Below are 20174 nucleotides of genomic sequence, written 5' to 3' on the forward strand. Positions count from 1 at the left end.
ATGCAGTTAACGAAAGCCCGCTAAAAGCGGGTTTTTTTGTATGTGGGAATATAAGCGTAATTAAGCACAGGAGAGATACATGAAGGTTTTAAAGTTTGGTGGTTCGAGTCTCGCAGACGCAACTAGATATATGCGCGTGCTTGAGATTAGTACCGACACACACCAAACAGAGGGTGCTGCCGTTGTGTTATCTGCACCTAAAGGGGTTACTAACGCGCTGTCCTTATTATGTGAGCAAGCTCAATCGGGCGCTGACTATGGTGAATTATTTGCTAAATTGAATATGACATTGCATGGTATTGCGGATGACTTAAACGCAAGCCTAGATAATTTTTCTTACCAGCCATTGAGTGAATTTATCAGTGAGAAGTTAGCAACCTTAGAGCAGCAGCTACAAGGTATCGCTCTATTAAAAGTATGCCCAGTTCAAGTTACCGCAGGCATTCTAAGCATAGGCGAATATGTCAGCGTTCGCATCTTCAGTGAAATATTAAAAGCCAAGGGTGTTAAGAATAACATTATTGATCCTGTAGATTATGTTGTAGCTCATGGTGACTACCTCGATAGCATCGCCGATTTAAGCGCAAGTAAAGCTCGTTTTTCAAGCGTGGATACGAGCGGTCAGTCCTTAATCATCATGCCTGGCTTTGTCGCGGTTAACGAGCTGGGCGAAAAGGTGACCTTAGGCCGAAATGGTTCTGATTATTCAGCTGCGATATTAGCGGCTTGTATAGATGCGAGTTGCTGTGAAATTTGGACTGATGTTGATGGCGTATACAACGCGGATCCGAATCAAGTCGATGGTGCGGTATTACTCGATAAACTCACCTATCAAGAAGCCATGGAGCTTTCATATTTTGGTGCTAAAGTGTTGCACCCGAAGACCATCGGTCCTATTGCTCAATATAGTATTCCGTGCTTAATTCGCAATACACTTAACCCTGTCGCACCGGGCACTTTAATCAGCCATGAAGCAAGTGAAAAGTGGACGAGTGTTAAAGGTATTTCGCACTTAGAAGACGTGGTGATGTTCAACATTGCTGGTCCGGGTATGAAAGGCATGGTAGGGATGGCGAGTCGAATTTTTGATGTCATCTCAATGGGTAATATCTCAATCAGCTTAATTACACAAAGCTCATCAGAATATAGCATCAGTTTTTGTATCCAGAATAAAGATGCAGACCGTGCTCTAGACTTGCTAGAAGATAGTTTTACCTTAGAACTTAGCAATCAACTACTTGAGCCCATTGAAGTGCGACGTGATTTAGCGATCGTTACCCTAGTGGGTGATGGTATGCGTCAGTCTAAAGGCATGGCAGCTAAATTCTTCAGTGCATTAGCTCAGGCAAGAGTGAATAACGTTGCTATTGCGCAGGGCTCGTCTGAACGTTCCATCAGCACTGTTATTGAGAATGCAAAAGCGAAGAAGGCGGTGAAAGTCATCCACCAAAATTTCTTCACGAAAAAACATACTATCGATGCCTTTTTGGTTGGCTGTGGCACTGTCGGTGCTGAATTATTGCGTCAGATCGCTCAGCAACAAGCCGCGTTGATGGCCAGAGATATTCGCTTAGAAGTGTTTGGTGTAGCCAATAGCCGCAAGCTTTTATTAAACAGCAAAGGCATCGATTTACATGCTGATTGGAAAGCGGAATTAAATAAGGCGGAAGAGTCCTTCTCCGTCGCCAGAATTCATAAGTTTGCTAACGACAACAGTTTGGTAAATCCTGTCATTATTGATTGCACGAGCAACGAAGCGATAGCCGATTTATATGTGGAGATGATGAACTCTGGTTGTCATGTAGTCACACCAAACAAAAAAGCCAACACCGCGACTATGGCGCAATACAAACTTTTACAGCGGACAATGCAGCAAACCAACCGTCAGTACTTGTATGAAACAACCGTTGGCGCCGGTTTACCGGTTATCGATAACTTACAAAAACTCGTTGCCGCTGGTGATGAGTTAGAAAGTTTTGAGGGTATTTTGTCGGGTTCATTGTCTTATGTGTTTGGCAAATTAGAAGAAGGCATTAGCCTGTCTGAAGCCACACTTATTGCCAAGGAAAATGGCTTTACTGAGCCAGATCCAAGAGATGATTTATCTGGCATGGATGTCGCTCGAAAGTTGCTGATCATGGCGAGAGAGTCAGGTTTGGAGCTGGAGCTAAGCGACATTGAAATTGAGTCTGTTCTTCCTTCAGATTTTGATGCAAGTGGCAATGTGGAAGCATTCCTCTCCAATTTACCGAAGCTTGATGAAAGTGTTAAGGAACGTGTAGATAAGGCGAAAGAAGCTGGAAAAGTGTTGCGCTACGTAGGTTCAATCAAACAAAATAAATGCAAAGTGGCAATACAAGAAGTGCCCTTAAAGCATCCACTTGCAGCTGTTAAAGATGGTGAAAACGCCTTGGCGATTCATAGTAAATATTATCAGCCAATTCCTTTTGTTATTCGTGGTTATGGCGCGGGTGCAACGGTGACTGCCGCTGGTGTATTTGCTGACGTGCTGCGGACAATGCCTTGGACACAGGATTTTGCATAATGATAGCGACTAATGACAAAGCGAAACGCCCCAAAACTACTAAAGCCTTTGCTCCTGCTTCCATAGGTAATGTGTCCCTCGGTTTCGATCTTTTAGGCGCTGCATTGCAGCCAATCGACGGTACGCAGTTAGGTGATTGGGTGTCAGTCACAGATGCAGATACATTTTCACTCACTGTTGATGGTCCCTTTGCCGAAAGATTACCTGCAGGAACAGAAAATAATATTGTCACCAAGTGCTATGAGTTCTTTCAGGAGCAGTTGAAGTCAAATGGTCAGCAGCAACTTAAAGTTAATCTGCACTTGCACAAAGCACTTCCCATCGGCAGTGGTCTAGGTTCAAGTGCTAGCTCAATTGTTGCCGCGTTTTATGCTCTGAATGCACATACGGGCAAGCCTTTCGATGAAGACCAACTATTGATGATGATGGGTGAGCTAGAAGGCCAAATTAGCGGCAGTGTACATTATGACAATGTTGCTCCAAGTTACATTGGCGGTTTGGTATTGATGACAGGCGAAACCTCACCCATAGCGGCAAAGCTACCTTGTTTCGATAATTGGTATTGGCTTGTATGTTATTCTGGTATTTCGGTATCAACTTCAGAAGCTCGTCGTTTGCTCCCCAAAGAATATGCATTATCTGACACGCTGAAATTTGGTCGTCAGCTTAGTGTATTCGTACATAGTTTATATACAAATAATGAAGCACTGGCTGCGAAGATGATGACGGATGTTATTGCTGAAAGGCATCGTAAAGTGCTACTACCAAGATTTGACGACGCCCGCGAAGCTTGCATGCAGAATAATGCCTTGGCTTTTGGCATTTCGGGATCAGGACCCACGGTTTTTGCAGTAGCGAAAACATTGAGCGAAGCGCAAGCGATGCAAGCTTGGTTAGACAAAGAATATATTCAAAATAGCGACGGCTTTAGCCATATTTGTCAGTTAGGTGAAAAAGGTACTACGCTTTTCTAAGTGCTACACTTTAAACGTACGCACTTTAAACGTAAACACCTCAGAAGCAGTCGAAGACAAGCGCCCGTTGCAACACAAAATATAAAGGTTTAGAAGTGAAACTAGTTAATTTAAAAGATGCAAGTGATACAGTCAGCTTCGCTGAAGCGGTAAAAAAAGGCTTAGGAAAAAACCAAGGATTATATTTTCCTGACGTGATTACGCCTTTTGAGAATATTGATGAAGTCTTGGCCTTGCCCTTTGTAGAGCGAAGTATACGTATATTAAAGCAACTTATTGGTGATGATTTATCTCAAGAATTACTCACTAAAATAGTAACTACTGCGTTTCAGTTTCCGGCCCCTTTGGTTAAAGTTACCGACAATATCCATTGCCTAGAACTTTTCCATGGTCCCACGCTGGCGTTTAAAGACTTTGGCGGGCGATTCATGGCGCAGTGTCTAGCTAATATCAGCGAAGGTAAACCTATCACAATTTTGACGGCAACGTCGGGTGATACGGGGGCGGCCGTTGCACATGCTTTTCATGGTATCGACAACATTCAAGTGGTGATCTTGTATCCAAAAGGCAAAATCAGTGCTTTACAAGAAAAGCTTTTTACTACCTTAGGCGGAAATATTCATACCGTTGCTATAGAGAGTGACTTCGACGCTTGTCAGCACTTGGTTAAAGCGGCGTTTGATGATCCAGAAGTGCGTGATGGTTTGCACTTAAATTCAGCGAACTCTATTAATATTAGCCGCTTGTTTGCGCAAGTATGTTACTACTTCGAAGCTATCGCTCAGTTACCAAAAGAGCAGCAAAGCAAGGCGGTGTTCTCTGTACCAAGTGGAAACTTTGGCAACCTAACAGCGGGTATGATTGCAAAGTCACTAGGACTTCCCATTAAGCGCTTTATTGCTGCAACTAACTCAAACGATACGGTGCCACGTTATTTACACACAGGTGAATGGGATCCGAAATCGACTATTGCCACAATGTCCAACGCAATGGATGTGAGTCAGCCGAATAACTGGCCTCGTATAGAAGCATTGATGGAGCAGGGCTATATTGAAAAGGATAGCCTAATAGGCGAGGGCATTGACGAGGAGTACACTCAGGTCGCCATGCGTCAATTGGCAAGCTTAGGTTACGTCTCAGAGCCTCATGCAGCAATTAGTTACCGCTCTTTATCACGTTCATTAGCTGAAGATGAAGTAGGAGTGTTTTTAGGCACAGCTCATCCTGCCAAGTTCAGAGAAACCGTAGAAAATGTTTTGGGACAACCTATTAGTCTGCCGCAAGAGCTTGCTGATTGTGCTGGCAAACCAGATTTTTCAATCGAAATTGAAAATAGCTATGCTGCACTTAAGTCTCATTTATTTTCTATTTTAAAGTAGGAGAATTGAAGTGAGTCCAAGTGAATTAAGAGTGAATTGGGAGATAACCAGAGAGAGCTGGGAGTGACGTGTATGCATACTTGGGAGTCGCTCTTTGGCCTTGACGAGCAAAGTAAACTCAATAGCTTCAGTTTTCAAAGCGAAATTGCGCATGAAGGAGAGCAAGCTAGTGCTAACTCTCCCTTACGCAAAGGATTAACAAGTGCGCTCAAACATGTTGCTGAACAGCGTACCATGGGTAAAGTTGTTTATCCGCCGGACGCAGATATATTCAACGCTTTCAAATTGACTTCACCCGATAATCTGAAAGTTGTGATTATTGGCCAAGACCCTTATCACGGTGAAAACCAAGCACATGGTTTGTGTTTTTCTGTGCTCAAAGGGAATAAAATCCCACCATCTCTACGCAACATATACAAAGAACTTACGGCAGACATCCCTGACTTTGAAGCGCCAGCACACGGCGATTTAAGCTACTGGGCTGAACAAGGTGTGTTACTACTAAATACCGTGTTAACGGTAGAGCATGCTCAAGCGCATTCGCATAAAAAAGTTGGCTGGGAGATGTTTACGGACAGTGTCATTTCAACGATTAATACAGAATTTGAAAATGTGATATTTCTTCTTTGGGGGGCACCTGCACAAAAGAAGGCTAAACTAATTGATGGACAGCGTCACTTTATCTTAGAAGCCGTTCACCCTTCACCACTATCAGCTCACAGAGGCTTCTTTGGCTGCAAACACTTTAGCAAAACCAATGAAATTTTAACGAGTATTGGTAAAGAAGAGATTGATTGGCAACCTAAGTAACATCACTCTTTTTATTTAGCTTAGGTAAATCTTCTTTGCATCAGTGATAGTTTGTATCATTACGGCTTCGCAAAAGCACTCATTCGTATACGCGCTGCTTCATATAAGTGCAGTTTTTTAGTACTGCTTTAAACAAGCGTTACTTCATACAAGCGTCACTTCATGCAAGAGTCACTTCATACAAGAGTCACTTCATACAAATGCTATTTCGTATAAACATTAGCGTTCTTTAAACTCTCAAAATCATTAAACCGAACGCCGTGTTTCTTCATCACTTCATTAATCTTCGCGCTTATTAATTGCCTAATATAGAAAGGCTGATTTGGCGCATAATGATGAATAGTGTGGGTTTTTCCAAAGTTAAAGCAAAACAAGTGGAATGGCATAAATAGACGACTCGTAATTACGTGTGTCTGCTCAAAGACATTATTCACTCCACCATAATAATGCATTGATGAAGTTACGAAATTTAGAGAGCTTGAGCGAATGATGTTCGGCAGAATCAACACAACCATCAAGAACTCAAATACATGCAAAACTGATGTAGCCCAATTAGGCATATATGCAGCTAATGGATAGAAAAAGTTAACAAGATGGTAGATAACGACGCTATATAACACGATAAAATAAGATTTGGTGATAGGGAAGCCAGCGTTGAAAACACGTGAAAAACTAAAACCCTTGATCTCTTTCTTGAATCGAGAAGTGTTAATGATTAAACCAAGCAATCCGTCAACAATAACCAATGCCCGCAAAAATGGGTTTTTAATGCCATTCCCGACAAGTCTTTCCTCTAAGTCTTGCGGCGTGCCTGAGGACTTATGATGATGCAAATGTATTTTACGTCTGTACCATGGATTGATTGTATTAGGTCGCATCAGCCACACAACTAACATCATAAAATTATGTACGAGTGGTTTGTTACTGAAGTATTGTTTATGAATTAAGTCGTGTTCTATTTCATGAGAAATTGAAGTAACAATGGCCGCTAGAATGATGCACAACCAAGCAGGGATGAGTGCTAAATAATATAAACTTCCAAGCCCGATTAGTGACGCAAAGGATAATAGGGTAATAGAAAGGCCCAAGACATTTTGATATGAGAGAAAAGCATACTTGCTTCTAAGGAGTTTTTCTTCTGCTTTTATTGCTTTGACAATAGTCTTGATGGCATCTTTTGCGTTTTGGTTTGTCATACTTAGATATAGTTACTTCCACATTGCGGGCGACTATACCTGATTTCAGAGGAAACTCGAAGCACCATACGGCTATATTAAGGTATGTTTGGTAAGCAACACGTACAAAGTCATAACAGCATTGCGTCAAGCGCAATACTTTAAGAACGTTTGCTTAGCACTAATACTAGTAATATCAGTTTTTTTAAAACACAAAAATTTAAAACACAAAAAAAATGCCACTTCGTGTGAAGTGGCATTATGTGCTTTTATCGCATCATTTCATTTAATTCGTATTCTAAGTTCATATCCATGTCGTACAACTCTCTCTCAAGCTTGTACTGGTCTTGGATAGCTTCTATTTCCCGCCATTTGCGCTTCTTACTTTTCGTTTTAACTGGGCGAGACTCTTTATCGATGATTGACATTATTTCAGATCTTTCCACGGGCATCTCCTTATCGAAACCGCTTGCTACATAAGTGATGAACTGTATGAAAAGCATAAAGTTTCATCACCCACACCTAGTTTGTACCATAGGTGCTACAAAAATAAAACACATTAATTAACTTTATATTAACGCTTCGTTTCATTTTTTTTTACGTTTTTAGCCGTTTCTGTATAAGAGTTTGCTAGCCAGCGTGGTTAAATTGTTTAATTAACGCAGCTGTCGAGGCATCTAAATTCTCGTCACTTTTGTTTCCTTGAATCACATCTAAAACATCGTTTCCTAAAACCTTTCCAAGCTCGACACCCCATTGATCGAAGGAGTTAACATCCCAGATAGCGCCTTGAATCAATACCTTGTGTTCGTATAGTGCGACCAAGGCTCCCAATGTTTTCGGGTCAACTTGGTCAAATAACAGGGTATTACTAGGCTTGTTGCCTGGCATGGTTTTATGAGCGGCTAACTTTGTGTGTTCTTCATCAGACAAACCTTGTCCCGCTAAATCCTGGAAACATTCTTCGAAAGTTTTGCCTTGCATTAAGGCTTGCGTTTGGCCAAAACAATTTGAAGCTAACATAGCGTGATGCGTGTCATCTTGATTGGATACTTTGATTGGAAGCATAAAATCAGCAGGAATAACTAGGTTACTTTGGTGAATTAATTGATGAAATGAATGTTGTCCATTGGTGCCTTCACTTCCCCAAATAATAGGACCAGTTCCGTAATCAACGGTCATCCCATTCAAGGTCGTTGATTTACCATTACTTTCCATATCTAGTTGCTGAACGTAAGCTGGAAATCCGCGCAAATAGTGATAGTACGGCAATAAAACATGTGATTGTGCACCCATGAAGTTGCGATACCAAACGCCCAGTAGTGCCAAAATAAGCGGCAAATTAGTTTCTGCTGGCGCAGTCCTAACATGCTCGTCCATCTCAAAGGCACCTTGAAGTACTTGTCTAAAGTTATCGTATCCAATGGCCAGACAGATAGGTAAACCAATAGCAGACCAAAGCGAGTATCTGCCACCAACCCAATCAGCCATCGGGAACACGTTTTCGGCCGCCATGCCAAACTCTGTGGCAGCCTTCACGTTGGAAGACACGGCAACAAAGTGCTTTGCAATGTCTGCTTCACTTGCACCTTGTTCTAAAAACCATGCTTTTGCCGTAAGCGTATTTTGCAGAGTTTCTTGCGTTGAAAATGATTTAGATGACATGACAAATAATGTTTCTTCAAAATTACACTCAGCAAGTACATCTTGAATATGACAGCCGTCAACGTTTGCAACGAAGCGTACGTCTAAGGCTTTATTTTGGTATGGCTTTAGCGCTTCAGTAACAATTTTAGGGCCAAGGAAGGAGCCACCAATACCAATACAAACAGCTTTCTTAATGGCTTTGCCAGTGCAACCCTTGTGTTCACCAGATTGAATGCTATGTGTGAACGCTTTCATCTTATCTAAAGTGGCTAAGACACCCGGCATAACGTCTTCGCCATCAACCATCACTGGTTTTCCAGAGAAGTTTCGCAATGCCGTGTGCAATACCGCCCTTTGTTCGGTTGTATTGATTATCTCACCGTCGAACATCGCATTGATTTTTTTACTGACTTGACGTTCTTCTGCTAATTTAAACAAGGCCGTAAGAACCTCGTCAGTGATCAAATTCTTGCTGTAATCAAGCGCAATACCGCAGGCTTTAGTCGTGTATTTACTAGCGCGTTTAGTATCTGTAGCGAACCAATCTCGCATGTGTTGACGCTTAACAGTGTTGGCTAGTGCTTCAAGTGATGACCATGCCTGAGTATGACGAATGCGTTCCACGGTGAATCCTCCGAGTTTATTTAGATAAGTTAGTAGTCGCTAAGGGATTTACAGCATCTCACTAAGCAAAGTTTCTAGTTTTACTTGGTCGGCTGCGAAGTTACGAATGCCTTCAGCTAACTTCTCGGTTGCCATTGCGTTTTCATTCATATCCCAACGATACTCTGCTTCCGATATTCTTTCACCGGCACTTTGTGTTTTGCCATTATCAATTAAGTAAGGTTTTACTTCGCCTGGCGCATTCGACAATTCTTCTAGCAGCTGAGGGCTAATTGTTAAGCGATCACAGCCAGCTAAACATAGTATTTCATCTACATTGCGGAAGCTTGCACCCATCACAACGGTTTTGTAGCCGAAAGATTTATAGTAGTTGTATATTTCCGTAACAGAAATAACACCCGGATCTTCAGAACCTGCATAAGCTGTTTTGCCAGTACTCGCTTTATACCAATCTAGTATGCGACCTACAAAAGGAGAAATGAGGTAAACACCAGCTTCAGCACACGCTCTTGCTTGAGCGAATCCAAAAAGTAGCGTGAGATTGCAGTTTATGCCTTCTTTTTCCAGAATTTCAGCTGCCTTGATGCCTTCCCAAGTTGAGGCAATCTTTATTAAGATACGTGACTTGTCAATTCCCGCTTCAGCATACAAACCAATTAATTTGTGAGCCTTTTCTACCGTTGCAGCCGTATCAAAACTCATTCTTGCATCAACTTCGGTTGAAATGCGACCAGGGATGACATCGACAATTTCTTTACCAATAGCGACGGCAAGTTTGTCACCCGCGTCTATGATTTGCTGCTTTTCATCATTTGATTGCGCCTTTGCCCACGCAACTGACTCTTTGATGAGTTCAGCATATTGCGGAAGGGATGCGGCTTTAAGAAGTAATGATGGATTCGTTGTTGCATCAACGGGTTGGTATTTTTTGATCGCATCAATGTCACCGGTGTCAGCTACTACAGTGGTGATTTTGCGCAATGATTCAAGTTGTGTTGTCATTTTTGTGCCTATACATGAAATAATGTGTCTAGATTACCGATTGTCGCGCCAACTGGCTATAACAGTTTGTTTGTTTTTATACGATGTCTATATAGATATATTTTAAATTGTCCCCATCTTCATTGAGAATACAAAAAATAGGAAAAAAAGTTATTATGTTATTAGTTGTTTCTCCAGCAAAAAATCTTGATTTTGAGTCTCCTTTACCCATCGATGAGTTCACACAACCTGAGATGCTGAACGACGCTAAAAAACTGGTAAAAACATGCAAGAAATTAGCGCCTAGTGATTTGGCTAGCCTAATGCATATTAGTGACAAACTTTCTATTTTAAACGCGGAACGATTTTCGAGCTTTACCACGCCATTTACACCTGAAAATGCTCGACAGTCTATTTTTGCTTTCAACGGTGATGTTTACGCTGGGCTTGATGCAAAGTCATTGAGCGAGGACGATGTTCAGTTCGCGCAAAAACATTTACGCATACTTTCTGGTTTGTATGGTTTATTGAGGCCATTGGACTTGATGCAACCATATCGTCTTGAAATGGGCACTAAGCTTGAGAATGCCAGAGGGAATTCGCTGTATGACTTTTGGGGTAATTCTATTACCAAAGAGTTGAATAAAGCATCGAAAGCAGCGATAGAAGAATCGTCACATGATTCTGATGAAATACTAATTAATTTAGCAAGTAATGAATATTTCAGTTCAGTGAAAAAGAAGTTACTTAAGGCCACTATTATCACGCCTCATTTCAAGGATGAGAAAAATGGTAAGTATAAAATCATTAGCTTTTACGCGAAAAAAGCAAGAGGCTTAATGGCCAGATACATCATTGAAAATAAAATAACCAGCGCTTCTGAGCTTAAAAGCTTTGATAGCGCTGGTTATGTATTTAGTGAAGCTGAAAGTACTGCAACGGACTTAGTGTTCAAACGAGCTTAAAGCTAATCAACATACATAATCTGTTTCAACTGCAAAGTTTCAACAGTATCGCCTTGTTGAATAGTGATGTCGAAACGGAAGTTCTCTTTGTGGGCATGTGAGAATACCGCTAAATAGTAAATGGCATCACCGTCCCTCACTGTCTTAAACTCGAGTTGCTTGCTGTTACCTAGCAAGTTTCTCGCAGTCCCTGTCATGGACACATTTTGCGCTGTCTTACTAGTACTATCCAAGACCGAAATATTGACCATTGAGTTGTACTTGCTACGAACAATCCCGTTTGCTTTTGCAATCTCAGCTGTCAGAAAAGTGGTAGGCAGCACAATGTGATGTACCTCCCAATCACCTAATTCGGTCTTCTCTTCAGCTGATCCCGTCGCGGGCATTAAAATGACTGCAACGAACATTAGCATTGCAGCCAATGTCGTTGACTTAATGCTCAGCTTTTCTCGAATCTTTGCCATTGTTATCGTCTCCTCCTGTTTACAATATATACGGTAGATATTGACCAATTAGATCTAAGGCAAACTGAATCGCCAATATCAAGATCAATGGAGAAAAGTCTAAACCACCCAAAGTGGGCAGAAAACGACGAATTGGCGCTAGTAATGGGTCAGTGAGCTGATGTAAAACATATCTAACTGACGCCCCAACATGCGGTGCGAAACTCAAAATCATATTCGCGATAAGAATAATGAAAAGTAACCAAAATGCACTTTTGAGCAAACCAAATAAAACTAGAATTAAAGTGGAAAGAACCGGCAGCATTGCGCCACCAATAACGAAAAACACAATAAATTTAGCGAGCATCACTAAAAACGCCAATACAAATGTGGCTGTATCGAAAGCGCCCACAGAAGGAATAAAGCGACGCAGCGGTGCAACTAATGGCTGAGTCGCTTTTACAACAAACTGACTTAGCGGGTTGTAGAAGTCAGCGCGAGCCCATTGTAACCATAGTCTTGCCAAAACAATCATGACATATGTATCGAATAAAAACGTAAGTAAATTGTTGAACGCTAACATCTTGGTTTCCGTATTAGTTAAAAGTCAGATGACATTTCTATGGCTCTTGCTACAGCTGCCTGCATGGCTTTGCTAACAATTGCTTCTAGTTTGTTGTCTTGGAAAGTACGAATCGCTTCATGGGTTGTACCGCCCTTGGATGTAACTTGGGCTCTCAATTCACTTAATTCAAGGTCTGGATTGTGACAAATCATTTCAGCACTACCTAAAATAGCCTGTTGAACAAGGAGGCGAGCATCATCTTTGCTTAAGCCCATTTTAATTGCCTCGTCTTGCATGGCCTGCGCAAATAAAAATACATATGCCGGGCTACTTCCTGCTGCAGCGATGACCGTATTAATCTGACTGTCTTCATCGACCCACAGTGTTTTTCCTACATGTGCCATCACGTGTCCAACAAAATCGCGGTCAAGCTGATTGACAGACTCTGGTGCATACAGACCAGTCATGCCTTTACTTAGCGATGATGGTGTATTTGGCATTGTGCGTACGACTTGATCGTAATTACCTAACATCTCAATTAGCCGCTCAGTAGTGATACCCGCCGCAATTGACACCATGATTTTACCTTGCAACGAAGTTTGCTGAATGAGATCGGCACAAGTGGCAGCCATGATCTGCGGCTTAACTGATAAAATAACGACGTCACCAGCCTCACATGCGCTTATATTCGATTGTGTAGTATTGATACCAAAATCACTTTCTAAAGCGTCTAGCTTCGGTGTAGATGGGTTAGATGCCGTGATGAGTTTGGGGTCATAACCACCATTGACTAGGCCACTAATAATACTTCTCGGCATATTGCCTGCGCCAATAAAACTTAACTTACGTGCTTGCATGTGTCTCCTTCAAATTTCTTTTATATACTGTGATAACTAATCTCGAGCACCAAATATGGCAGTACCAACTCGAACCATTGTGGAACCGCATTCGATGGCTGCAGGGATGTCACCACTCATACCAATCGATAGAGTATCAAATTGTGGGTACTTTTGCTGACAAGTGGCGAACAAAGCCTGAACTTTTTTGAATGCATTCAATTGTTCTGATTTCACTTGGCTTGGTTTGGGTATGGCCATTAATCCTCGAACACATATTTTTTCTAGTGCTTCACACTCTGACAATAGCGGCATGAGTTCATCAGGCAACACACCCGCTTTACTTTCTTCTTCATCAATATTGATTTGAATGCAAACGTTAAGCGGTTTCGCGTATGCAGGACGTTGATCACTTAAGCGCTTTGCAATTTTGTAGCGATCGACGGAATGCATCCAATTAAAATTTTCTGCCACTAAACGACTCTTGTTTGACTGCAAGGGGCCGATAAAATGCCAAGAGATATCAGTTAAGTACTTAAGTTCAGCTATTTTGTCTACGCCTTCTTGGACATAATTTTCACCAAAGGAACGGTGTCCAGCTTCATACGCAAGAACAATATCCGATACGGGTTTGGTTTTACTTACGGCTAACAATTCAATATTGTTCGGATCACGATCAGATTGCAACGCGCATTGTTTTATTTGAGCACGAACAGACTGAAGATTATCGGCAATATGGTTTGTCATAATTGGTTTCTCAAATTTGTAATTAACATAAGATTATTTTATTCAGCATGACTATTTATTTTAGTTCTAGCTACCACAACAACTTTTTTGGAGTGACCCATAGTGGACATTAACGAACTTCTCGCTTTCAGTGTAAATAATAAAGCCTCAGATTTGCATTTATCTGCCGGTTTACCCCCCATCATTCGTGTCGATGGCGAAATGCGACGACTTAATGTAGATCCGCTTGACCACAAACAAGTGCACACATTGATTTTCAGTATTATGAATGACAATCAACGTAAAGAATACGAAGAAAACTTAGAATGCGATTTTTCTTTTGAGATTAAAGACCTTTCTCGCTTCAGGGTTAACGCTTTTATACAAAACCGCGGTGCCGCGGCTGTGTTGCGTACCATCCCAAGTGACATTCTTACACTAGACCAACTAGGCGCTCCAGAAATCTTTAAACAGATTATTAACCAACCAACAGGCATCGTCTTGGTTACGGGAGCTACAGGTTCAGGTAAAAGTACCACGCTAGCGGCAATGGTTGATCATATTAATACGCACAAGCGAGAGCATATTTTAACAATCGAAGATCCAATTGAATTCGTTCATAAGAACAAAATGTGCGTGATGAACCAGCGTGAAGTACATCGTGATACTCACAGCTTTAATAATGCATTACGCTCTGCCTTGCGTGAAGATCCTGATGTTATTCTAGTGGGCGAGCTACGTGACTTAGAAACCATTCGTCTAGCGATATCTGCCGCTGAAACCGGGCATTTGGTATTTGGTACCTTGCACACAAACTCCGCACCAAAAACGATTGACCGTATTATTGATGTATTCCCAGCAGAGGAAAAATCAATGGTTCGTTCAATGCTGTCGGAATCATTACGCGCCGTTATTTCACAAACCCTATTGAAGAAAGTGGGTGGTGGTCGAGTGGCTGCGCATGAAATTATGGTTGGCATTCCAGCTATCCGAAACCTTATTCGAGAAGATAAAGTGCCGCAGATGTACTCAGTAATTCAAACGGGGCAACAGCACGGTATGCAAACCATGGATCAATGTCTACAGAGATTGGTAGCAATGGGTGTAATTTCAGCAAACGATGCAGCTTCTAAATCAATAGATAAAGCACCGTCAATAGGCATGTAAGAAACGCAGGAGACTAGTTATGTTGGGTTTACACCAGTATTTACAAGATATGGTTGTGCATGACGCTTCCGATTTGTTCGTTACCGTTGGTATGCCTGTTAGTGCAAAAATTAACGGTCGAATGACTCCGTTGACGTCAATGAATTTGACTGAACCGGAGGCACTCGAGCTCGTTCATGATGCGATGACAGATAAACAAAAAGTGGCATTCGCTGAAGAAAAAGAATGTAACTTTGCTATATCCATCGATGGTATCGGTCGATTCCGTTGCAGCGCTTTTTGGCAACGTGATCAAGCTGGTATGGTTGTTCGACGTATCGTGACAACAATTCCTAATGCAGATGATTTGGGATTACCAACTGTATTGAAAGACATCATCATGTCGAAGAAAGGGTTAGTCTTATTCGTAGGTGGTACAGGTACGGGTAAATCGACTTCTCTTGCTGCCCTTATTGGACATAGAAATCAACATTCACATGGCCATATTCTCACAATCGAGGATCCCATTGAATTTGTTCATCAACACAATAACTGCGTTGTAACGCAGCGCGAAGTGGGAATTGATACACATAGTTTTGATGATGCCCTGAAGAGCTCATTACGACAGGCTCCTGATGTTATATTAATCGGTGAGATCCGTTCTATGGAAACAATGGAATATGCAATGTCATTTGCTGATACTGGCCATTTATGTGTGGCGACACTGCATGCGAACAACGCAAACCAAGCCATCGAACGTATCATGCATTTGGCACCTCAAAACATGCATCAAAAGTTACGCTTCGATTTAAGTCAAAACATCAGAGCGATTGTTGCTCAGCAACTTGTACCAACAATTGATGGTAAAGGGCGTGTTGCTGCAATTGAAATTCTTTTAAACACTCCTTTAGTCTCAGACCTTATTCAACGTAATGAAATTGGCATGTTGAAAGAAGCCATGATGAAAGGGAAAGAGCAGGGCATGCAAAGCTTTGATATGGCATTGTATGAGTTGTTTAAGGAAAATCGTATTACTGAAGAGCAGGCAATGCATAATGCCGAGTCACCAAACGATTTACGATTGATGATTAAGCTTGATAGTCAAGAGGGATCGGGAATGGGCAGCTTGAGTAATGTTTCGATTGATATGGGCTAGATTTTAGTTAAGAACTTAAAATCAAAAAAGAGAAAGGACTTGTTAAAACAAGTCCTTTTTTTATTTCTGGTCGGGTCATTAAAAACTTTCTATTTACTGGTAAGTTCTTATTTGTTAACCAGCACTGTATCTTGCTTAGCACTTAACGTTGTTCTTGTTAACGCTGATTTCGCATCTTCATATAAGGCGATAAACTCATTTGCACTCTTTGGTGTTATTGCAGATGCACCAATGGTAATTGTAATGGGGTCTTGGCTTTCATGGTCAAAGCAAAGTCTATCTTTCTTCAAGGTAAAATTAATTCTATTGGCAACAAGCAGGGTTCCCTCAAAATCAGCTTCTGGGAGGATAACAGCAAATTCGTTCTCACTGACTCGAGCACACTGATCATAAGGGCGGGCAGCGGCTTTGCTTATCATATTTGTCATTTCGATGAGAACGGTGGTCATCTCTTCAGCTTCATAGTCGGCAAGTTTGTAAGCGAAGTCGTCAATTGAGAAAAGAAGTAGACCGAGTGAGCCATTAGCGCGTCTGGCCCTAGCGCACTCAAAACTCAATTGCTGGTGAAATTTTTGATTATTCTCAATCAGAACTGCTTCGTCAAATTGAATTTGTTTGCGGTAATTTGTTAATTTTTCATGTGTTTGGCAATGAGCACGAATTCTCGCTTTAAGTATTTCACCAATGAAGGGTTTAGTAATATAGTCAACTGCGCCCACTGCAAATCCTTTTTCCTGAAAATCTGCTATGGCAAAAGCGGAGAGAAATATCACAGGGATGTGTTTTGTTTTCGGGTTTTGTTTCAGCTCAGTACATACTGAAAATCCATCCATTCCTGGCATTTTCACATCCATGAGAATAAGGTCCGGTGCGAATTCTTGTATTTCTTCAATTCCCTGAGGAGCTAAATGATGTGTCTTGACAGTAAATTCTGCTTTTAGGATTTGCGAAACGATTTCTAGATTTGTAATGTCATCATCAATGACTAAAACTTTGCTTTTATTATTCACGATCCGTCCTATGTAACATTATTATTTTTATTTTAAATTACATCGACAAACCACGTAATTTCTAAGAACTACCAATGGCGTATGTATTTACATACAAACTTAGTCAATTTAATACCTTTAAAATGATAGTCACATCTCGGGGTAAAGTCTATTTTTTTCTTTCGCGGGCCCAACTATTTCAGTGGATTAGGTTTTTAATTAGAGACGGTTTTCAGTAGGGAATGTGCTTGATAACCCCAGTTATTTCAGTGGTTTAATACTGTTCTATAATCCAGCTTTCATAAATGAGACACGCTGAAACGCTATCGACTTTTTCTTTCGTCAGTTTTTTAAATCCACCTAACTCAAATAGTCGAGCTTTTGCATCCACTGTGCTAAGGCGTTCATCGTAAGTATATATTGGGAGACCAAATCGACCATGTAATCGATTAGCAAATTTTCGTGCTCGTTGGGTGATTTCTTGTTCAGTACCATCCATGTTCAGCGGTAAACCAATAAGAAGGTTTTGAGGCTGCCACTCTTCAAATACTTTACCGATTTGATCCCAGTCAGGTATGCCGTCATTTGCTTTTAAGGCCGACAATGGCGACGCGGTGCCTGTAATCGTTTGGCCAACTGCAACGCCAATACTTTTTACACCATAGTCGAATGCAATGGTGGTAGTGTTCTTCATCTAGGCGTGGCCAACGTCATGGGTGAGTTGCCAAACATCAACGCCTAGTTTATTCACAGCTGCCTGCCATTTAGCGTGCACTGGTGTGTTGAATAATATCTCGTCATCGGCTTCTACCGTTAACCAAGCATTGTCATGTAACTCCTGCTCTAACTGACCGGCATCCCAACCAGCATGACCAAGTGCAATGAGCGATTTTTCGGGACCGAGATCGTTGCCCAATACTGTTAGAATATCTTTGGAAGTCGTAATCATGATGTCTGGAGTTACAGAAACGCTGGAGCTCCAACCTTCTTGAGATTCATGTAAAATAAAACCGCGGTCTTGATGCACGGGGCCACCACAAAGCACGATTTGCTCACTTTTTTCATCTTCAACAATCGCATGCTCATCTGCTTGTGAGATGAGCTCTCTAAAGGTCATTGTGGAGGGCAAGTTAATGACGATCCCCATTGCACCTTCACTTGTATGTTCGCAAATATAAATAACAGAGCGCTCGAAGAATCCGTCCTCTAATGAAGGCATCGCAACTAACAAGTGATTTTCTAAACTACTTAAGCTTTTCATGTATCTTAGATCTTTCCTTAATTGAGTCTTTTTTCTATAGCGTCAAATAAGATGCCACTAATGTTGATGTCGTATTCAGCTTCTATCTCTTTTACGCAAGTTGGGCTGGTGATATTGATTTCAGTCACTTTATTACCAATAACATCTAGTCCTACAAATAGTAGACCTTGGGAAGATAGGTTTTCAGCAATTTTATTTGCAATCGCAAAGTCAGACTCAGTTAGGGCTTGAGCTCGTCCTGTGCCGCCAGCCGCCAAATTACCACGAGTTTCATTTTTCGCCGGTAGCCTAGCTAATGCATATGGAATAACTTGCCCATCAACGATTAGAATACGTTTGTCACCATCTTTAATTTCAGGCAAGTATTCTTGGAACATAGCGTATCGTGTTCCGAGTTCAGTAAGCGTTTCGATGATAACGCCTAAATTATTACCGTCTTCTTTAACTCTAAAAATGGACGTGCCACCCATGCCATCTAGAGGCTTACATATAATATCTTTATGTTTGGCATGAAACGCACGGATTAACTTATTATTGCTCGTCACCAATGTGTCGGGAATAAGTTCAGGAAACCAAGAGGTGAAAAGTTTTTCGTTAAAGTCTCGCAATGCCGACGCTTTATTAACAACCAAGCAACCTAGATTCTCTGCTAACTCAAATATTTGAGTTGCATACAAAAACTCACTGTCGAAAGGAGGATCCTTGCGCATTAACAGAGTATCCAAATCACCTAAACAAATATCTTGCTCAGATTCAAAGTGATACCAGCTGTTAGAATCTTGCTTTACTTTGAGTATTTTTGCAGTCGCACGTGGCTCGCCATTGAGTATATATAGATCCCCCATTTCAATGTAATACAATTCATAGCCACGTTTTTGCGCTTCGGTAAGCATAGCGAAACTCGTGTCTTTTTTTATATTGATGGCAGAAATTGGGTCCATCACGATGCCAAGTTTGATTGTCATAAGCTTATAATTCTCTTTTCTATTACATAAATATTGTTACTAGAATGCTATTTTTCAAGCTACAGATCACCAAATAAAGCCTGTAATATTGAAATACTGGCCAAAGCGGCAGTTTCTGTGCGCAAAATACGCGGCCCTAGGTTGACTGATTCGAAGCCAGTTTGCTCACAAGTATAGATTTCTTGATCAGAAAGCCCACCTTCGGGCCCTATTAATAGTCTAAAACCTTGCACAGGCCTAGCCAAACTCGACATATACTTAGTGCTTCCTGGCGTCAACATTACCTTCGTCTGCTCAGTTGACTGTCCTAACCACTTGTTCAAAGCAACAGCTTGGTTCAGCGTTGGCAATACATTTCTACCCGATTGCTCACAAGCCGAAATGATGATTTTTTGCCATTGCTCATGCTTTTTTTGCCAGCGTTCTGTAGACAATTTGACTGCACACCTTTCCGTAATCACCGGCGTGATTTCAGTTACCCCTAACTCAACGGATTTTTGCAAAGCAAAATCCATTCTGTCACCCTTAGAAACACCTTGTGCTAAATGAATATGCAAGGGCGACTCACTGCGCATTGCAAGCTGAGAACTCACAATCGCAATAACTTGCTTTTTACTAATGCTAAGCACTTCAGCACAATATTCATTGCCATCACCATTAAATAGCACAATCGGATCAGCCTGCTTCAAGCGCAAGACATTATTGATGTAGTGACTTAGTTGCGAATCGAGCTCAACTTCATCATCAACTTTCAAAGGTAAGGGGGTATAAAATCGGGAAATTCGCATTTTGAATAAACTAACAAATTAATAATACTGCGATCCTATCACAACATGTTTGCTAGCGATTCATTCATCGATGAATTTCTAAATGATGCCTTCTTAAAAATGTAACTCAAACAAAGCAACTCAGCCAAAGCAGCTCAAACAAAGCAACTCAAACAAAGCACACCCTCGTACTAGCATTGAATAGCCCTTCCCCCACAGG

Annotated in this window: 20 protein-coding genes; 7 read left to right on the forward strand and 13 right to left on the reverse strand. The window is 41.3% G+C overall.

Annotation, left to right across the window (positions count from 1 at the left end):
* Positions 1-79: 79 nt before the first annotated feature.
* From thrA to ung, 4 genes are all read left to right on the forward strand, one after another.
* Positions 80-2545, forward strand: coding sequence for a bifunctional aspartate kinase/homoserine dehydrogenase I (gene thrA / locus ACKLNX_RS03130; protein WP_412971184.1), 2466 nt, complete (start codon positions 80-82; stop codon positions 2543-2545).
* Positions 2545-3519 (forward strand): homoserine kinase, encoded by a 975-nt coding sequence (gene thrB / locus ACKLNX_RS03135; RefSeq protein WP_412971185.1) that lies wholly within the window; start codon positions 2545-2547, stop codon positions 3517-3519. Before thrA ends, thrB begins: the two co-directional genes overlap by 1 nt.
* Before the next feature lie 95 nt (positions 3520-3614).
* Positions 3615-4898 carry a threonine synthase gene (gene thrC, locus ACKLNX_RS03140; protein ID WP_412971186.1) on the forward strand — a complete coding sequence of 428 codons (1284 nt, stop codon included), beginning with the start codon at positions 3615-3617 and terminating at the stop codon, positions 4896-4898.
* A gap of 72 nt (positions 4899-4970) precedes the next feature.
* Complete coding sequence (ung, locus tag ACKLNX_RS03145; RefSeq protein ID WP_412971187.1) at positions 4971-5708, forward strand: uracil-DNA glycosylase; 738 nt, start codon at positions 4971-4973, stop codon at positions 5706-5708.
* A gap of 203 nt (positions 5709-5911) precedes the next feature.
* On the opposite strand, the gene ACKLNX_RS03150 is transcribed toward ung, so the two are convergent.
* From ACKLNX_RS03150 to tal, 4 genes are all read right to left on the reverse strand, one after another.
* A complete protein-coding gene (locus ACKLNX_RS03150) occupies positions 5912-6904 on the reverse strand; it encodes a fatty acid desaturase (RefSeq protein WP_412971188.1) in 993 nt (330 codons plus the stop codon).
* 248 nt (positions 6905-7152) lie between these two features.
* On the reverse strand, positions 7153-7329 hold the full coding sequence (locus tag ACKLNX_RS03155; RefSeq protein WP_411693169.1) for a DUF3545 family protein: 177 nt from the start codon (positions 7327-7329) through the stop codon (positions 7153-7155).
* A 184-nt stretch (positions 7330-7513) separates the two neighbouring features.
* Positions 7514-9154: a glucose-6-phosphate isomerase gene (pgi, locus tag ACKLNX_RS03160; protein WP_412971189.1), complete on the reverse strand. Its 1641-nt coding sequence runs from the start codon at positions 9152-9154 to the stop codon at positions 7514-7516.
* A gap of 48 nt (positions 9155-9202) precedes the next feature.
* Complete coding sequence (gene tal / locus ACKLNX_RS03165) at positions 9203-10156, reverse strand: transaldolase (RefSeq protein ID WP_412971190.1); 954 nt, start codon at positions 10154-10156, stop codon at positions 9203-9205.
* A gap of 155 nt (positions 10157-10311) precedes the next feature.
* Here tal and yaaA point away from each other — a divergent pair, with 155 nt between their 5' ends.
* Positions 10312-11100 (forward strand): peroxide stress protein YaaA, encoded by a 789-nt coding sequence (yaaA, locus tag ACKLNX_RS03170; protein ID WP_412971191.1) that lies wholly within the window; start codon positions 10312-10314, stop codon positions 11098-11100.
* Positions 11101-11102: 2 nt separating this feature from the next.
* Here the strand turns inward: yaaA and ACKLNX_RS03175 are convergent, their stop codons facing one another.
* Genes ACKLNX_RS03175 through ACKLNX_RS03190 form a run of 4 tightly spaced genes read right to left on the reverse strand, consistent with a single transcriptional unit; the run spans position 11103 to position 13691 of the window.
* Positions 11103-11564 carry a DUF4426 domain-containing protein gene (locus tag ACKLNX_RS03175; protein WP_412971192.1) on the reverse strand — a complete coding sequence of 154 codons (462 nt, stop codon included), beginning with the start codon at positions 11562-11564 and terminating at the stop codon, positions 11103-11105.
* A gap of 19 nt (positions 11565-11583) precedes the next feature.
* Positions 11584-12126: a YggT family protein gene (locus ACKLNX_RS03180; protein ID WP_412971193.1), complete on the reverse strand. Its 543-nt coding sequence runs from the start codon at positions 12124-12126 to the stop codon at positions 11584-11586.
* A gap of 17 nt (positions 12127-12143) precedes the next feature.
* The gene (gene proC, locus ACKLNX_RS03185; RefSeq protein ID WP_412971194.1) at positions 12144-12965 is read right to left on the reverse strand and encodes a pyrroline-5-carboxylate reductase; all 822 of its coding nucleotides are present in this window, start codon (positions 12963-12965) and stop codon (positions 12144-12146) included.
* A 36-nt stretch (positions 12966-13001) separates the two neighbouring features.
* Entirely contained in the window at positions 13002-13691 is a 690-nt protein-coding gene (locus ACKLNX_RS03190) for a YggS family pyridoxal phosphate-dependent enzyme (protein ID WP_412971195.1), read from the reverse strand.
* 102 nt (positions 13692-13793) lie between these two features.
* Here ACKLNX_RS03190 and ACKLNX_RS03195 point away from each other — a divergent pair, with 102 nt between their 5' ends.
* Complete coding sequence (locus ACKLNX_RS03195) at positions 13794-14837, forward strand: type IV pilus twitching motility protein PilT (RefSeq protein WP_412971196.1); 1044 nt, start codon at positions 13794-13796, stop codon at positions 14835-14837.
* A 22-nt stretch (positions 14838-14859) separates the two neighbouring features.
* Complete coding sequence (locus ACKLNX_RS03200) at positions 14860-15972, forward strand: PilT/PilU family type 4a pilus ATPase (RefSeq protein WP_411693413.1); 1113 nt, start codon at positions 14860-14862, stop codon at positions 15970-15972.
* Positions 15973-16079: 107 nt separating this feature from the next.
* On the opposite strand, the gene ACKLNX_RS03205 is transcribed toward ACKLNX_RS03200, so the two are convergent.
* The 5 genes from ACKLNX_RS03205 to ACKLNX_RS03225 form a co-directional block, all read right to left on the reverse strand.
* Entirely contained in the window at positions 16080-16982 is a 903-nt protein-coding gene (locus ACKLNX_RS03205) for a response regulator (protein ID WP_411693160.1), read from the reverse strand.
* A gap of 253 nt (positions 16983-17235) precedes the next feature.
* A complete protein-coding gene (gene ruvX, locus ACKLNX_RS03210; RefSeq protein ID WP_411693159.1) occupies positions 17236-17655 on the reverse strand; it encodes a Holliday junction resolvase RuvX in 420 nt (139 codons plus the stop codon).
* On the reverse strand, positions 17656-18222 hold the full coding sequence (locus tag ACKLNX_RS03215; RefSeq protein ID WP_411693158.1) for a YqgE/AlgH family protein: 567 nt from the start codon (positions 18220-18222) through the stop codon (positions 17656-17658).
* A gap of 17 nt (positions 18223-18239) precedes the next feature.
* Positions 18240-19187, reverse strand: coding sequence for a glutathione synthase (gene gshB / locus ACKLNX_RS03220; RefSeq protein ID WP_412971197.1), 948 nt, complete (start codon positions 19185-19187; stop codon positions 18240-18242).
* Positions 19188-19246: 59 nt separating this feature from the next.
* Positions 19247-19975: a 16S rRNA (uracil(1498)-N(3))-methyltransferase gene (locus ACKLNX_RS03225; protein WP_412971198.1), complete on the reverse strand. Its 729-nt coding sequence runs from the start codon at positions 19973-19975 to the stop codon at positions 19247-19249.
* Positions 19976-20174 lie beyond the last annotated feature (199 nt).

It is taken from the genome of Glaciecola sp. MF2-115, assembly GCF_047250385.1.
Classification (GTDB): domain Bacteria; phylum Pseudomonadota; class Gammaproteobacteria; order Enterobacterales; family Alteromonadaceae; genus Glaciecola.

What these genes read in the sequence shown, in the direction of transcription:
- thrA (WP_412971184.1), top strand. Translation starts at nt 80, where the DNA reads ATGAAGGTTTTAAAGTTTGGTGGTTCGAGTCTCGCAGACGCAACTAGA.
- thrB (WP_412971185.1), top strand. Translation starts at nt 2,545, where the DNA reads ATGATAGCGACTAATGACAAAGCGAAACGCCCCAAAACTACTAAAGCC.
- ung (WP_412971187.1), top strand. Translation starts at nt 4,971, where the DNA reads ATGCATACTTGGGAGTCGCTCTTTGGCCTTGACGAGCAAAGTAAACTC.
- ACKLNX_RS03150 (WP_412971188.1), bottom strand. Translation starts at nt 6,904, where the DNA reads ATGACAAACCAAAACGCAAAAGATGCCATCAAGACTATTGTCAAAGCA.
- tal (WP_412971190.1), bottom strand. Translation starts at nt 10,156, where the DNA reads ATGACAACACAACTTGAATCATTGCGCAAAATCACCACTGTAGTAGCT.
- yaaA (WP_412971191.1), top strand. Translation starts at nt 10,312, where the DNA reads ATGTTATTAGTTGTTTCTCCAGCAAAAAATCTTGATTTTGAGTCTCCT.
- ACKLNX_RS03175 (WP_412971192.1), bottom strand. Translation starts at nt 11,564, where the DNA reads ATGGCAAAGATTCGAGAAAAGCTGAGCATTAAGTCAACGACATTGGCT.
- ACKLNX_RS03180 (WP_412971193.1), bottom strand. Translation starts at nt 12,126, where the DNA reads ATGTTAGCGTTCAACAATTTACTTACGTTTTTATTCGATACATATGTC.
- proC (WP_412971194.1), bottom strand. Translation starts at nt 12,965, where the DNA reads ATGCAAGCACGTAAGTTAAGTTTTATTGGCGCAGGCAATATGCCGAGA.
- ACKLNX_RS03190 (WP_412971195.1), bottom strand. Translation starts at nt 13,691, where the DNA reads ATGACAAACCATATTGCCGATAATCTTCAGTCTGTTCGTGCTCAAATA.
- ruvX (WP_411693159.1), bottom strand. Translation starts at nt 17,655, where the DNA reads ATGAAGAACACTACCACCATTGCATTCGACTATGGTGTAAAAAGTATT.
- ACKLNX_RS03215 (WP_411693158.1), bottom strand. Translation starts at nt 18,222, where the DNA reads ATGAAAAGCTTAAGTAGTTTAGAAAATCACTTGTTAGTTGCGATGCCT.
- gshB (WP_412971197.1), bottom strand. Translation starts at nt 19,187, where the DNA reads ATGACAATCAAACTTGGCATCGTGATGGACCCAATTTCTGCCATCAAT.
- ACKLNX_RS03225 (WP_412971198.1), bottom strand. Translation starts at nt 19,975, where the DNA reads ATGCGAATTTCCCGATTTTATACCCCCTTACCTTTGAAAGTTGATGAT.